General features: G+C 63.9%; 17 protein-coding genes. 7 read left to right on the top strand and 10 right to left on the bottom strand.

Annotation, left to right across the window (positions count from 1 at the left end):
- Positions 1–400: 400 nt before the first annotated feature.
- Positions 401–682, bottom strand: a complete 282-nt coding sequence (locus tag ASG57_RS19800) for a hypothetical protein (protein WP_024342828.1) — start codon at positions 680–682, stop codon at positions 401–403.
- A 285-nt stretch (positions 683–967) separates the two neighbouring features.
- Between ASG57_RS19800 and ASG57_RS19795 the strand changes: the two genes are divergently transcribed.
- A complete protein-coding gene (locus ASG57_RS19795; protein ID WP_024342829.1) occupies positions 968–1417 on the top strand; it encodes a hypothetical protein in 450 nt (149 codons plus the stop codon).
- 1 nt (position 1418) lies between these two features.
- Here the strand turns inward: ASG57_RS19795 and ASG57_RS19790 are convergent, their stop codons facing one another.
- The gene (locus tag ASG57_RS19790) at positions 1419–2261 is read right to left on the bottom strand and encodes a GNAT family N-acetyltransferase (protein ID WP_057197095.1); all 843 of its coding nucleotides are present in this window, start codon (positions 2259–2261) and stop codon (positions 1419–1421) included.
- 112 nt (positions 2262–2373) lie between these two features.
- Here ASG57_RS19790 and ASG57_RS19785 point away from each other — a divergent pair, with 112 nt between their 5' ends.
- The 3 genes from ASG57_RS19785 (at position 2374) to ASG57_RS19775 (ending at position 4050) form a co-directional block, all read left to right on the top strand.
- Complete coding sequence (locus ASG57_RS19785) at positions 2374–3078, top strand: SDR family oxidoreductase (protein ID WP_024342831.1); 705 nt, start codon at positions 2374–2376, stop codon at positions 3076–3078.
- A 91-nt stretch (positions 3079–3169) separates the two neighbouring features.
- Positions 3170–3559: an ArsR/SmtB family transcription factor gene (locus tag ASG57_RS19780; protein ID WP_057197094.1), complete on the top strand. Its 390-nt coding sequence runs from the start codon at positions 3170–3172 to the stop codon at positions 3557–3559.
- Positions 3559–4050 (top strand): SRPBCC family protein, encoded by a 492-nt coding sequence (locus ASG57_RS19775; protein WP_057197093.1) that lies wholly within the window; start codon positions 3559–3561, stop codon positions 4048–4050. The genes ASG57_RS19780 and ASG57_RS19775 overlap by 1 nt, the downstream gene beginning before the upstream one ends.
- Before the next feature lie 108 nt (positions 4051–4158).
- On the opposite strand, the gene ASG57_RS19770 is transcribed toward ASG57_RS19775, so the two are convergent.
- From ASG57_RS19770 to ASG57_RS19755, 4 genes are all read right to left on the bottom strand, one after another.
- A complete protein-coding gene (locus ASG57_RS19770; protein WP_024342834.1) occupies positions 4159–5046 on the bottom strand; it encodes a manganese catalase family protein in 888 nt (295 codons plus the stop codon).
- A 213-nt stretch (positions 5047–5259) separates the two neighbouring features.
- Positions 5260–5592 carry a hypothetical protein gene (locus tag ASG57_RS38760; protein ID WP_200948569.1) on the bottom strand — a complete coding sequence of 111 codons (333 nt, stop codon included), beginning with the start codon at positions 5590–5592 and terminating at the stop codon, positions 5260–5262.
- A gap of 57 nt (positions 5593–5649) precedes the next feature.
- Positions 5650–6498, bottom strand: coding sequence for an MBL fold metallo-hydrolase (locus ASG57_RS19760; protein ID WP_057197092.1), 849 nt, complete (start codon positions 6496–6498; stop codon positions 5650–5652).
- Between the two features lie 21 nt (positions 6499–6519).
- Complete coding sequence (locus tag ASG57_RS19755; protein WP_024342835.1) at positions 6520–7086, bottom strand: NuoB/complex I 20 kDa subunit family protein; 567 nt, start codon at positions 7084–7086, stop codon at positions 6520–6522.
- A 251-nt stretch (positions 7087–7337) separates the two neighbouring features.
- Here ASG57_RS19755 and ASG57_RS19750 point away from each other — a divergent pair, with 251 nt between their 5' ends.
- Both ASG57_RS19750 and ASG57_RS19745 read left to right on the top strand, forming a co-directional pair.
- Positions 7338–7835, top strand: coding sequence for a ferritin-like domain-containing protein (locus tag ASG57_RS19750; protein ID WP_024342836.1), 498 nt, complete (start codon positions 7338–7340; stop codon positions 7833–7835).
- Between the two features lie 128 nt (positions 7836–7963).
- Positions 7964–8227 (top strand): hypothetical protein, encoded by a 264-nt coding sequence (locus tag ASG57_RS19745; protein WP_024342837.1) that lies wholly within the window; start codon positions 7964–7966, stop codon positions 8225–8227.
- Positions 8228–8339: 112 nt separating this feature from the next.
- Here the strand turns inward: ASG57_RS19745 and ASG57_RS19740 are convergent, their stop codons facing one another.
- The 4 genes from ASG57_RS19740 to ASG57_RS19725 are packed head-to-tail and all read right to left on the bottom strand — an operon-like array spanning position 8340 to position 12708.
- Complete coding sequence (locus ASG57_RS19740) at positions 8340–9560, bottom strand: ABC transporter substrate-binding protein (protein ID WP_057197091.1); 1221 nt, start codon at positions 9558–9560, stop codon at positions 8340–8342.
- Positions 9561–9581: 21 nt separating this feature from the next.
- Positions 9582–10568, bottom strand: a complete 987-nt coding sequence (locus ASG57_RS19735) for a Bug family tripartite tricarboxylate transporter substrate binding protein (protein WP_057197090.1) — start codon at positions 10566–10568, stop codon at positions 9582–9584.
- Between the two features lie 54 nt (positions 10569–10622).
- A complete protein-coding gene (locus ASG57_RS19730; RefSeq protein ID WP_057197089.1) occupies positions 10623–11819 on the bottom strand; it encodes a CaiB/BaiF CoA transferase family protein in 1197 nt (398 codons plus the stop codon).
- A gap of 1 nt (position 11820) precedes the next feature.
- Positions 11821–12708: an IclR family transcriptional regulator gene (locus ASG57_RS19725; protein ID WP_057197088.1), complete on the bottom strand. Its 888-nt coding sequence runs from the start codon at positions 12706–12708 to the stop codon at positions 11821–11823.
- Positions 12709–12918: 210 nt separating this feature from the next.
- Between ASG57_RS19725 and ASG57_RS19720 the strand changes: the two genes are divergently transcribed.
- Positions 12919–13761, top strand: a complete 843-nt coding sequence (locus ASG57_RS19720) for a hypothetical protein (RefSeq protein ID WP_024342842.1) — start codon at positions 12919–12921, stop codon at positions 13759–13761.
- Positions 13762–13800: the final 39 nt, after the last annotated feature.

Here is a 13800-nt window from a genome sequence, read left to right as displayed (position 1 = left end):
CACGGTCTCCCGCCCTGCAAATCCGTTCGCGCCAACGCCATCTGCGTCCACCGCCGCCCGGCCCGCGTTCGTGACGATCGCGATACGCCCCTCTTCCTCGGGCCGGGTTGCGGCGATGAATACGTCTTTTCCGAATTTCTGTAAAGCGGAATATTTTGTCGGCTGCGTATTGACCTAGGACTCGCGTGTCTTGCTGACTGGCAGCGCAAGGGGTCGTGGCAGGACACCCAGCCCGGCGCGGTCTGCCGCCCGTGAATCCTGTGCAATCGCCTGCCAAGGCTTTGTTGCCGCGGGATAACGTTCGGCTTTGGCGATGTCACGACTGCTTCGCGGGTAGCTGGGTCGCTGACGCACGAAGGCCCACCATCCCTGCGAACGGTGGGCCTCACGTCGCGCTGTGTTACCAGCGATAGCGGCCGGTCAGCGTGCCGTTGTTGTTGCCGCCGGGACCGACGTCGCCCTGTGTCGAACTCGGTGTTGGATGGTTGGTGCCGTTCAGTGCGCCGTAGGGTCCCGCGACATCCGGATAATATGCACGCGGTTGAACGGGTTCGTAGGAGGGCGCGGCGCGGTCCCAACCCATGCGCGGCCCGTTCCAATCGTAGCCTTGCGCCGAAGCGGCCGCGGTGCCCGCGATAAGGGATGCCGTGATCAGGCACAGGAGTTTCGATTTGTTCTGCATTGGAGATGCTCCTCGCTTGTGTCGGGGGCCAACGGTTGCAGTGCGGGAGCGTTCCGGGCCATCGGCCGGCGAGCAATCAACTCCGATCAACTGGTTATGAGATACGTTCCGCGGAACGAAGTGCCCTGAGATGAGACGGGATGCCGGGCGTTCTGCCGCACCCGGTTCCCTGTTAATCCCGTGCCTTAACCAATAATTAATTATACGTTTGCGGGTGGGCGACAGCCCGGCCTAGCCTCTCGCGGGGAGCCGCTATCGCTAAGCCAAACGAGTGTGGTGCGTATCATGATTGCCAGATCACATGGGGCGTTGTTCGCCTCGCTCAGCGCAGCCGCGCTGCTCCTTGCTGCAAATGACAGCTCTGCCGGACCTGCAGTCGCCGCGGCGCCCGGTGTCGTCACCGCCACCGCGCCGCCGATTGGAGCACATCCGCCGGTCGCGCCTGGTGCCCGGTTCCACCGCCGCAGCGCTCCATGGGTCTATTGGCCGGGCGGCGGCGGCTTCTTCAACGACCGTGCCGGCTACATCCAGCCCTTCGCCGATGTGAGCCAGTCGCTCTCTGCCGACGTGCGTTACACCTACACGTATGATGTGCCCTGGGACTGGACGCATCGCTTTCCGCCGAACGTCGTCCCGTCGAACCGGCCCTATGTGCCGAGCTGCCCGACAGAGCAGGTGACGGTGCCCGGCCGCGGCGGCAGCGAGCACACCGTGAACATCACGCGCTGCTACTGAACTAGCCTAGTTCGAAGCTGGTCACGCCGAAGAGGCGGTCGATGCGCAGCGGCGGGGTCGGCCCCGTATACATCCGCGCCGTCTCGAACACTGGCTTGAGGCCAAGGGATTCCGCGAGCGCGATCGCTTCGCCATTGACGGCGGGAGCGTCGAGGAAGATTTCACCGCCGCCCGTGCTTGCCAGCAAGGCCTGCGCCACCGCTTCCGCAGCGGCGCGATCGTCGGCGACAAGCGGTCCGATCTTGTGCCCGGTGCGGCACGGCCGGATCACGCCCCATGCGGTCAGCCTGCCATCGCGCAGCAGCGCGCGGCCGACATGCTCTGATGTGTGGATCCAGGCGCGCAGGAAGGCGCTGCGCGCGGCAGGGAATACGGTGGCGTCATCGGCCTCAACACTTGCAAACGGAATCCCGGTCAAGGCGACCATGTCTACGGGCGATTTCGACGGTGCGGCCACGATGCCGCCATAGCGGACATTGCCATGGGCAAGCCGAAAGCCTGATTTCCTGTAGTTGTCCTGCTGGGCGACCACGCCGTCGAGCCCGATCACGCGGGCGCCCGCATGCGCGATCGCCGCGTTCCAGATGCGCAGACCGTAGCCGCTGCCGCGGAAACGCTCGCGCACGATGTAGAAGCCGAGGAAGGCGAAACGGTCGTCGTAATTGATGCAGGAGACGGTCGCGACCGGCTCGCCATCGATCTCGCCGACGAAGAAGCCTTGCGCGTCGGGGATCGCAAAGCAGTCCGCGTCGGCAAGGCCCGGATTCCAGCCCTCTGTCGCGGCCCATTCGACGGCGATGGCGATTTCGTCAGGGCGCAAATTGCGGATTTGCAGATCGCTCATCTCGAACCGCTCATGATGGACGCCTTGGACCATGGACCTGGCGACAGGTCTGGCTGTAGAAGGCCCATGATAGGCCGAGCTTGCGGCTCGCCTCAACACGGGATGATCTGTCATGGCAGCAGAGAAGGTCGCGCTCGTTACCGCCGGCGGCAGCGGCATGGGAGCGGAGGCTGCGCGGCGGTTGGCCGCGGACGGCTTTCGCGTCGCGATCCTGTCGTCGTCGGGCAAGGGCGAGGCTCTGGCGGCCGAACTCGGCGGGTGCGGCGTCACCGGCTCGAACACGTCGAACGACGACCTGAAGCGCCTTGTCGACGCTGCGATGGCGAAGTGGGGCCGGATCGACGTGCTCGTCAACAGCGCCGGGCACGGGCCGCGTGCGCCCATCACCGAGATCACCGACGATCAGTGGCACGCCGGTCTCGAGACCTATCTCCTGAACGTGATCCGCCCGACGCGACTGGTGACGCCGCTGATGCAGGCGCAGAAGGGCGGTGCCATCATCAACATCTCGACGGCCTGGGCCTTCGAGCCGAGCGCGATGTTCCCGACCTCGGCAGTGTTCCGCGCAGGGCTAGCCGCCTTCACCAAGATCTTCACAGACACTTACGCTGCCGACAATGTCCGCATGAACAACGTCCTGCCCGGGTGGATCGACAGTTTGCCGCAGCAGGATGCGCGGCGCGACAGCGTGCCGATGAAGCGCTACGGCAAGGTCGAGGAGATCGCGGCGACGATATCGTTTCTGGCGTCCGATGGCGCGGCCTACATCACCGGTCAGAACATCCGCGTCGATGGCGGGCTCACGCGCTCGGTTTGACGCCGGCCGCCGCGCGTCGACGAAACAAATTACTTAGCTTTTGAGCTAACAATCATTGACGCCGCCTCGCGGCGCCTCTATAGTTAGCTTCATGGCTAACCAATCGTCCCGCCTCGACCAGATCTTCGCAGCGCTCGCCGATCCCACGCGGCGGGCGATCGTGATGCGGCTCTGCGACGGCGAGGCGTCCGTCGGGGAGCTCGCCGATCCCTTCGACATGGCGCTGCCGAGCTTCATGAAGCACATCCATGTGCTGGAGACGAGCGGGCTGCTTCAGTCCGAGAAATCCGGCCGTGTGCGCACTTGCCGCCTCAGCCCGGACGCGCTTCTCGGCGCGGAGGATTGGTTCCAGCGGCAGCGCGCGATCTGGGAGGCGCGGCTCGACCGGTTCGAAGCCTATGTGATGAAGCTCAAGGAAGAGAAGGAGAGGGCGGGTGCCAAGCGGCCGTCCCGAACAACCAAACGGAAAGGTTCCGAGTGATGTCAAGTTCTGCCAATCCCACACTGTCGCAATGGTCGCTCGACCGTGAGATCGTGATGTCGCGCGTGATCGACGCGCCACGCGATCTGGTGTTCGAAGCGTGGTCCGACCCGAAGCACTTGCCGCAATGGTTCGGGCCGAAGGGATTCAAGATCGAGACGTTCGAGATCGACGTCCGCGTCGGCGGCGTTTGGCGCTTCAACATGATCGGTCCCGACGGCACGGTCTATCCGAACCGCATGCGATTCCGCCGCATCGAGCGGCCATCGCTCATGGAGATGGATCATGGCGCCGACCAGGACCAGGATCCCGGGATGTTCCGCTTCACCGTCACTTTCTCCGAGCAGAGCAACGGCAAGACCGTGCTGATGTTGCGCCAGCTGACTTCCAGCACCGAGCAGCGCGACGGCATGATCGGATTCGGCGCCGTCGAGTACGGCTACCAGACCATGGACAAGCTCGCGGCGTACGTGGCCGGCATGACGAGGTGACGGATCGCCGTCATTCCGGGCGCTTCGACGTATGCGCCCGGAATGACAGAGCGAGGTTGAGCTCGTCTCGTCAGACCGTCACCCGAATGGCGGTTCGCTTGCCGACGCTCAGGTGAGCGCGTTCGTGACGGGTGGCTCCTGCATCTGCTCCACCTGCGCGGCACTGTCCGGCCGTGCCGGACCGAGCACGGGCTCGTCGCCGAGCGGTTCGAATCCAGGGCGGAAACTGAATTCGCCGCGGCCGTCGAGCGACGGGCCTTCACAATAGCGGCCTGGCTGCAGCGGCGCTCCGTTGCGTTCGGTCCCCATGAACATGTAGCTGAACTCGGTCGCCTCCTTGCTGCGATCGAAGCTGTTCGGAATCGGCAGCGAGGCATCTCCGCCCAACTCCTCGATCACGGCGAGCCATTGCTGCTGATGCATGCTGTCGCGCGCGATCAGATAGCTGAGCATGTCCTGCATGCCCGGATCGCTCGTGGAGTTGTAAAGGCGCACCGCCAATGTCCGACCGGTAGCTTCGGCGGCAACGTTGCAATACATGTCGGCGGCGAGGTTGCCGCTGGCATAGACGTGCGAACAATCGAATGGAACGCCGTCGGAGTTGGCCGGAAATGCCGCCATGCCCGTCGAAAGGATATGCCGATGCAGCATGCCCTCGATCACGTGCCGCGGCCGCTCGCCGCCGGACATCACGGCGCCGACGATCGGATTGCCCTGAATGCTGCTCTCCTGCATCGTCGCCGGAGCGTTCTCTAGGTTCAATGCGACTGCGGTCGACAGCATCTCGATGTGGCTGATCTCCTCAGTTGCGGTGTTGAGCAACACGTCGCGATATTTGGCGGGACCACGCGCGCCCCAGGCCTGGAAGAAGTATTGCAGGCAGACGCGGATTTCGCCTTCCACGCCGCCAATCGCCTGTTGCAGCTGGCGGGCGAAGATCGGATCGGGTTTCTCGACCCTGACCGGGTATTGCAGCCGCTTGTCGAAGTAGTACATGCGCAACTCCTTTTTCTTGGCGCTAGGTGCAATGGCGCAATGAGACGGTGGAGGTTGCGTTCCTAAACATTTCGCGCCGCGGCTTGGACGCTTTCTAAATACCTTCGGCAATCCGGATACGAATGCGGCCCCGGCGGAGGAAAAATCCGCCGAGGCCGCTTTCATGCGCACGACTAGAAAAAAGATGGACCGCGGACGGTGATCGCCGCCGCCTCAACGCCGGGTCGTGCCATCCGATCGTGGGGTGGTCTCGTTGCGCATGCCCGGGGGGCTCGAGGCGCCTTGTCCGCCACGCTCCACATGCGTGATGCCACCGCCGCCACCGGAGCCCGCGCCCGCGCCGCCGCTGCCCGAGCCTGCGCCAGCTCCCGCACCTGCGCCTCCCGCTCCGCCTCCCGCACCGGCGCCGGCACCCGCACCGCCGCCGGCTCCGCCAGCGCCACCACCGCCAGCACCACCACCGCCGGCGCCTTGTGCGAACGCTCCGCCGGCGGTAGCGCCGGCCAGTACCGCAGCCGTAAAGATCGTCAGAACTGTCTTACGCATGTTGTGTCTCCTTGGGGTTTGCAATGAACAACCAATCCCGCTGGCCGAGGACCGTTCCTATGCTTGCCGATCAGGAGGCACCGCGACCTCATCGAATCGTTCGGCGAGGGCATTGAGCGCCGTGCGCATTTCCGCGCCCTGCATCGCCGCACCATGGCCGGTCACGACGATCTCGGGAGCGAGTGCGGCAAGTTCGCGCACTGAGGTTTTCGCGCTCGCCCAATCCGGTGTGAAGTACATCGGCGGCCCGTGCATCTCCGGCGTTTGGCTCATCGCCGCGTAGACGGATTCCTGGCGCGTCGTGATGAACGCGTCTCCGGCGATCAGGACGCGGTCGCGCTCGCGCCAGAGCGAGACATGACCGGGCGTATGGCCGGGCGTCGGGATGCATCGCCAGTCCTGCATGAAGGGGACGCTGTGATCCGAGGGAAGATCGTAGAGGTGCGATGCGACGTTGACCGGCCGGGTCGGAAACAGCGGAGAGAGCCGGGCGATCAGCCCGCCCCCGACGCTGGGATCGGCCGGCGGATAAGACTGGGTGCCGTCGAGATAGGGATGCTCGGCGTGATGTGCATAAACCGGCACGTCCCATTCGTTAGCCAGCGTTTCGAGCGCCCCGACATGATCGAAATGAGCATGGGTCATGACGATGCAGGCCGGACGGCCGTGCCCGCCAAACCGAGCGCCAGCGGCGGAGCGGATGGCACGGGCCGAGCCGGGAATGCCGGTGTCGACCAGCACCCAGTTGCCATCACCGGCGCCTTCGACGCCGACAAAGATCACGTTGACCATGGCAAGCTGCCGGTAGGCGACATCGGCGACGATCTGCCGCGTGCTGTCGTTGCGATCGAGATCGGATTGCGGATGTTCCGCTTCTGCTGCGGTGGAGAGGGGAATTTGTGTCATGTCCGGCCTCGGTGCGTTCAGCTATCTTTCGATCGTGCCCATTCGCCGGATCTTCTGCTGGAGCAGCATCACCCCGTAGAGCAGCGCCTCAGCGGTCGGTGGGCAGCCGGGAACATAGATGTCGACCGGCACCACGCGGTCACAGCCGCGCACGACGGAATAGGAATAGTGGTAGTAGCCGCCGCCGTTGGCGCATGATCCCATCGAGATCACGTAGCGCGGCTCGGGCATCTGATCGTAGACCTTGCGAAAGGCGGGAGCCATCTTGTTGGTCAAGGTGCCCGCCACGATGATTACGTCGGATTGCCGAGGCGATGCCCGTGGCGCGAACCCAAATCGTTCGGCGTCATAGCGCGGCATCGACATCTGCATCATCTCGACAGCGCAGCAGGCGAGTCCGAACGTCATCCACATCAGCGATCCCGTTCGGGCCCAAGTGATCAGCTCCTCCGCGGTCGCGGTGAAGAATCCCTTGTCCGCGAGGTCATCGCGGATCTGCATGAAATATGCGTCCGAACTGTTGTCTGGCTGGCCGTGTCCAGGACGCGGGGGCAGGAGATTTCCGGAAGCGGTGGGATCGTCGATCATCATTGTCTCGGACTTCGGGGGCGCAACTTCGCGACACTACCCCGCGCTGCTGTGAACCGCGGAGCGTCGGTGGCGTTCCAGACGTCGACGCCTGTTCTGCGTCTTGCTATCGCAGGTTAGCGCCGGGTCCTTCGGGCGGAACGCGCGTGAGATCGTTGGACCCTCCTGTTGGCAATTAGTACGGCCTCTTAGGAACAATGGCCCTTGCTTGCCTGTTGCGGGAGGGAAGCCAGTCAACGGAGGACAGGAATATGGCGAATGCAGCCCGCGATACGTTCGTGGTGGGACTACGAAATGCGCATGCGATGGAAGTGCAGGCGCGCGAATTGATGGAGCGCCAGTCGGAGCGGCTGGATGACTATCCGGAGGTCAAGGCGAAGCTCACGGCGCATCTTCAGGAGACCAACGAGCAACTGCGGCGGCTGGAACAATGCCTGGAAGCCTGCGGCGAGAGCACGTCCAGCCTGAAGGACACGGCGCAGTCGATGATGGCGAACATGCAGGCCATGGCGCACGCCGCTGCCGGTGACGAGATTCTCAAGAACACCTTCGCGAACAACGCGTTCGAGAATTTCGAGATCGCCGCCTACAAGTCGCTCATCGCACTCTGCGGCGCTGCCGGCATGTCCGAGGCGAAGGCGCCGCTCGAGACGTCGCTGAAGGAGGAGCAACGCATGGCTTCCTGGATCGACTCCAATGTCGAGAAGGTGACGATGGAGTACCTGACGCACCAGCGCCAGGCGGCGTAGTTCACGCGATCCTTCTATCGAACCACCGGCGCACCAGGGCCGGTGGTTTTTTCGTGTCGCAGCCGGGAGGCATCAAGTGCCAGGAACGATTCCCAGGAACGATCGCGTGCCGTCCGGCTTTGCCTGTCATGACGCACATCATCTTCAGTGACTATCGCAACCCGGCCGCGGAGCAGGCTTACGAGATCGCCTGGGACTTTCTCGCGCGTACGGGCGCCATCCGCGACGAGTTCGAGGCCTGCGTGTTCCTGGCGCAGCGCATCACCATGATGGTCGAGGAGGGGCAGACGAACCGGATCCGCATGGCCAACCGCGCGATCTCCCAATATCAGCGGCATGTCGACGAAAGCGACGACCTCGTCCGCAGCGGCGGCCGCCGTGCGGAAGGTTGAGTGCGGACCCGCGACCCTCAAGCGCAACGAGATCGGGATGAATCCCCGTCGCGCTTAGATCCGGTTCGAGCATGACTCCGCGCAAACGCGTTCCGCGTCTGCTCTGGCCGCCTCACTCCCTGGCGTCGTCCGTCACGATCCCGCCGAGCTTCTGCCAGCGCTGGCCATCGAACTGCACCATCTGGAACTGCTTGTTGACGCGATAGTCCGTCGGCGTGGTCGTGACCGAGATACCCGGAAGCGTCAGATCGAGCTCGACGTTCTTGAGGCTGGCGGCTTGTCGCATCACGTTCTCGCGGGTGAGATCGTCACCGCATTGCTTCAGCACCCGCACCAGGAGCTGTGCGGTGATGTAGCCGTAGACATTCAGGTTCGAGTCCTTGTCGCCGTCCGGATAGTACTTGGCCATGAAGGCGAAATAGCGCTTCATGCCGGCATCGTCCTTCCATTCGGGATCGGCAGCATCCTTGACGTAACCGACGCTGATGACGCCCTTGGCATTGTCGAGTCCTGCGGGCTTGAGCACGGCGCTGACGGAGGAGGCATTGATGTCAATGATGTGGAGCGGCTTCCAGCCGATTTCGGCCACCTTCTTGATCGCTTGCGCCGCCTGTTTCGGCGTCGTCGCGCTGAACAGCACGTCGGCGCCTGCGTCCCTCAATCTCAGAATCTGGGAATCGATCGTCGGCTCGGTGATCTCGTAGGACGTCTCGGCCACGACCATGCTCGCCTTGTCGCCGAGGCCGGCCTTGAGGCCGGCGAGATAATCCTTGCCGAGGTCGTCGTTCTGGTAGAGCACGCCGATCTTCGCATTCGGGTGGTTCTTCAGCAGGTATTGCGCGTAGATGCGGCCCTCGACGAGGTAGGACGGGTTGAAGCCCATGGTCCAGGGAAAGTTCTTGGGATCGGTGAAGCGCGCCGCGCCGGTGGCGGCAAAGAGTTGCGGGATCTTCTTGGCGTTCAGATATTTCTGCACCGCGACGTTCGGCGCTGTGCCGATGATCTGGAACGTCAGCAGCACCTCGTCGCTTTCGACCAGCCTGCGGGTCTGCTCTACGGTCTTGGGCGGCGAATAGGCGTCGTCATACTGGATCAGCTCGACCTTGCGGCCGTTGATGCCGCCCTGGTCGTTGATCATCCTCATGTAGGCGGCCTGGGTTTTGCCGATCACCGCGTAGGCCGAGGCCGGGCCGCTGAGCGGCACGGTCTGCCCCACCTTGATCGCGGTGTCGGAGGCGCCGGGATCATATTTCTTTTGCGCTTGCGCGGCCGCGATCGAGAGCGTGAGAAAGAGCGTGGACGCCGCGAAGCCTTTGATGAGATTGTTCTTCATACCCAGTGTTCCCCCTATTCGTTATTCGCCCTTGAGGCCGGCATCGCGGATCAACTTGGTCCACTTCTGCGTCTCGTTGTCGATGAACTGGGCGAACTCGGCCGCGGTGCCGGCGCGCACCTCGAGGCCCTGGGCCGTCAGCTTGTTCTTGATCGCGGGTTCGGCGAGCGCGCGCAGCACTTCGGCCTGGAACTTGTCGACGATCGACCGTGGCGTTGTCGCCGGCGCCATGAAGCCGTACCAGCCGGCGGCAGCCACGTTGGGAAAGCCTTGCTCGCGCAGGGTGGGCGCCTGCGGGTAGAGTGCGCTGCGCTCAGGCGAGGCGACGCCCAGCACGGTGAACTTGCCGCTCTGGATGTAAGGCAGGGCGGTCGGCAGCGCCGTCAGCGTGGCATCCACGCGTCCGGCGAGCAGTTCGGTGTAGGAAGCCGCATCGCCGCGGAACGGGATGTTCAGACCCTTGACGCCCGCATCGCGGAACAGGAGCTCTCCGGCGAGATGAGGCTGCGAGCCGGCGCCGGGAGAGGCGAAGGTCAGTCCGTCCGGCTTTGATTTGCCGTAGGCGATCAACTCCGGGAGGGTCTTGAACGGCGCATTGGTACTGATGATGAGGAACAGTGGCGCGATCACCACCATTGCCACCGGCTGCAGTTCCTTGCGGTCATAGGTGAGCTTGCCGAACAACGCCTCGGCTGTAGCGTAGGGGGCCGCGACGTACAGGAAGGTGTAGCCGTCGCCCGGCGCATGCGCGACCATGTCATTGGCGATACGGGTGCCGGCGCCCGGCTTGTTCTCGACGATGAACTGCTGACGCAGGCTGCGGCCGAATTCTTCCGCGAGCAGACGCAGCGAGATGTCGTTGGATCCGCCAGGTCCGTAGGGTGAGATCAGCCGGACCAGGCGCGACGGCCAGGCGTCCTCGGCATGTGCCGTCATGCCAGATCCCGCTGCGAGGCCGCCGGCAATCGTGCCCAGCAGAGTTCGGCGTGTGACCTTGAACGATGCCACTGTTGTCTTCCTCCCTGTTGTTGTTGTTGCTCTTCTGTTGTTGATTTGCCGAGATCAGATCACCTTTCGTTGGGTGAGCTGCTCGATCCTGGCGTCTGACAGGCCGAGCCAATCCCGGTAAATCTCGTTGTTGTCCTGGCCGACGTCGCCCGCGGCATGGCGCAAGCGCGCGGGATCGACGGTGAAGCGCGGCACGACATTGGTCATGGCGACCGTGCCGAAGTCCCGGTCGGCAACGCGGGTGATCACTTCGCGCGCCTCCACTTGCGGGTCCTCGGCGATCTGATCGATCGAATAGATCGGCGCCAGCGTCCCCTGTGCGGCATTGAAGCTCGCGAGGACCTCGTCGAGTGGATGCGCGGCGCACCAGCCGGCAAAGATGTCGTTGAGTTCGGCGGCGTGCTTGACGCGCTCGTCATTGCTGGCAAAGCGTGGATCGGCAATGAGGTCGGGCCGGCCGATTGCGCGGCAATTCGCTGCGAAGAGGGTGTTGGTCGAGCCTGCGAGCGTCACCCAGTGATCGTCGCTGGTGCGAAAAACAGCGGCCGGCGCCGAATAGCCGTTGGCATTGCCGATGCGGCTGCGAACGGCGCCGAGCTGGTCGTGCTCTATGGCGAGGACGTCGAGCAGGCGGAACACGGCCTCGGTCAAGGCGAGATCGATCTCCTCGCCCGGCGCATGCGGGTCGCACGCCCGTTTCCAAAGCGCCGCGAGCACGCCGACGGCGCCGAACAGGCCGCCGATCGAATCCCCGATCGGGTATCCGGGATGGGTCGGTTCGCCGTCGCTCTCACCGGTGATGTAGGTGAGCCCGCCCATGGCTTCGAAGATGCGGGCGAAGCCCGGACGCTCGCGATAGGGGCCGTTCTGCCCGAAGGCGGTCGCGCGCAGAATCACGAGGCGCGGCTGGATCGACCACAGCACCTCCTTGGGAAGGCCCCAGCGATCGAGCGTTCCCGGGCGAAAATTCTCGATCAGCACGTCGAAACGTGGGAGAAGCTGCTTGAACAACGCAAGTCCGTCCGGCGTGCGCAGATCGAGGGTGGCGAACTTCTTGTTGCGATTGGCGGCCTTCCACCACAACGGCTTGCCGTCCTTGAACGGCGGGAACGATCGCACGCCGTCGCCCTGTCCGGGCATCTCGATCTTGAGGACCTCGGCACCGTAGTCGGCCAGCAGCGTGGCAGCGAACGGCGCGGCGATGATGGTAGCGATATCGAGAACCTTCAGTCCTTCGAGCGGTCCAGCCATGTCATGTCCCGACGCTTGTGGTTTTCTTGGTTTTGCGCGGCGGCGTCGTGAGTTCGGCCTGCCCGATGATGGCGCGGATGCTGTCGGCGAGCGCGGCAATGCGCGGACCGATCTCACCCTCGAGCTGACCTGGCTGGAGCCGGAAAGCGGGGATGCCGCAATTGATCGAGAACGACTGTTTCGATTCGCTGGCATGAAACAACGGTGCGGCAACGGCATGGATCGAAGCCATGTACTCGCCCCAGCAGGTGCAAAAGCCGCGGCTTTTGCACTGCGCAATCCCGGCGCGGTATTTGTCCCGCATCGCTGACCACAGCCCGGAATCTTCGGCGGCGATGTTCCGCTCCAGCCGGTCTGCGTCCGCAGGCGGCAAGGTCGAGGCCGCGGCGCGGCCCATGGCGGTCAACACGACGGGAATGGGCATGCCGATGTCGGGCACGTGCGGGCCGACATCGCCGGAGCGCGCAGTCTCGACATAGATCATCGAGGTGGCGTCGAGCAGGCCGATCGAGACCGTGCCGCGAACGCTGTGCGCCAGCTCCTGCATCATGGGGCGCGCCACCTGGCGGAATTGCATTCCGGCGAGCAGAGGATGTGCCATCCGCAGCGCTCGCGCGCCGACGCGGTACTTCGCCCGTTCGGCGTCGTAGCGGAGATAGCCGAGCTCGGCCAGCGTATGGGTCAGCCTCGCCACCGTCGGCCGCGGGATGCCCGTCAAAGTCGACAGCTCCATATTGCCGAGCAGCGTGCTCCCCGCCTTGAACGCTTCGAGCACGACGAGCCCTTTTGCGAGCGTCGTCGCGAATGCGGCGTCCTCGGAGCTGACCGCCAACACGGCTGCGGCAGAGGAGGGCGGATGTCTGGGCTTGGATGAACCGGTCTGGACCATTTCTGGATATCAGACGCAAGCGGCGCGAATGTCCAATAGATTCGAAATACAGGTGTAAATTGTCCAATATGTGGACGCAATGACGCATCAATTTCCGTCGGGGGACAGCGGTGGAACGACCGAACACACAGATTTTTGTCGTGATTGCATGTCGTCTTGTGACAGGATTATTACGACGACGTGTCAGATCGATAATTTTCGGAGCGGGTCATGTTGCAGTGGCAGGCGCGGTCAAATCCTCTCGCATGGTGGTGGGGATCCCTCACGTTTGTGAGCAGCGCCAACGTCCTCGTCTGGTTCATGCTGTACCGCGAGTTCTACCCGGCGGCGTCGGGCAGCCTGAGCGGCGGATCCGACATAGGGCTGATGCTGCTGCTGTGCGCCGGCTATGTGTTCGGCTGTGCGTTCCGATCGGTCCTGCCGCGAGCGGACGTTCAGCGCATCTGCCTGTTCGACACCTGGCTATCGAGCGTCTTCGTCGGCCGTTCGGTCGCGACGGTCGCCGAGGTTTGCTTCGCCGCCCAATGGGCCATCATTCTGCACCAGCTCGGCACCATGACCGGCGCCGAGACGACGGTGAACATCGCTTGGGTGATCGTGCCGGTGATCATCATCGCGGAGTGTTTCTCCTGGTACGCGGTGGTGACCACCAACTATCTCTACAATGCGATCGAGAATTCGCTGTGGGCCGTGACGTTCTTCCTGGCCGGGATCGCGTTGTGCCGCCTGATGCCGGAGTTCCAGGGCGTGGTGCGCTGGGCGCTGATCGTCGGCGTCGTCGGCATCGCCTGCTTTCTGGCCTTCCTGATCACCGTCGATGTGCCGATGTATCTCAGCCGCTGGCGGGCAGGGCATGCCGAGGGCAACGAATTCCTCGGCCTCCTCGAAGGCTTGCATGACGTCGCGACGCGCTGGGTGGTGACGCATGACATCGCGCATTGGAGGGGCGAGCTGACCTGGATGTTCCTGTATTTCAGCGCCGCCGTCTGGTCGAGCCTCGCGCTCTGCGCGCTCTACGCCATGGAAGGCCATCTTGCGCGCTATCTGGCTTGAGCGCGAGAGCACCGTTCCGATGGACGCGGACGGTGCTCT

The organism is Bradyrhizobium sp. Leaf396 (genome assembly GCF_001424605.1).
Taxonomy (GTDB): domain Bacteria; phylum Pseudomonadota; class Alphaproteobacteria; order Rhizobiales; family Xanthobacteraceae; genus Bradyrhizobium; species Bradyrhizobium japonicum_C.
The sequence above is the reverse complement of the archived record's forward strand: the minus strand, read 5'-3'. Positions and strand labels throughout refer to the sequence as shown.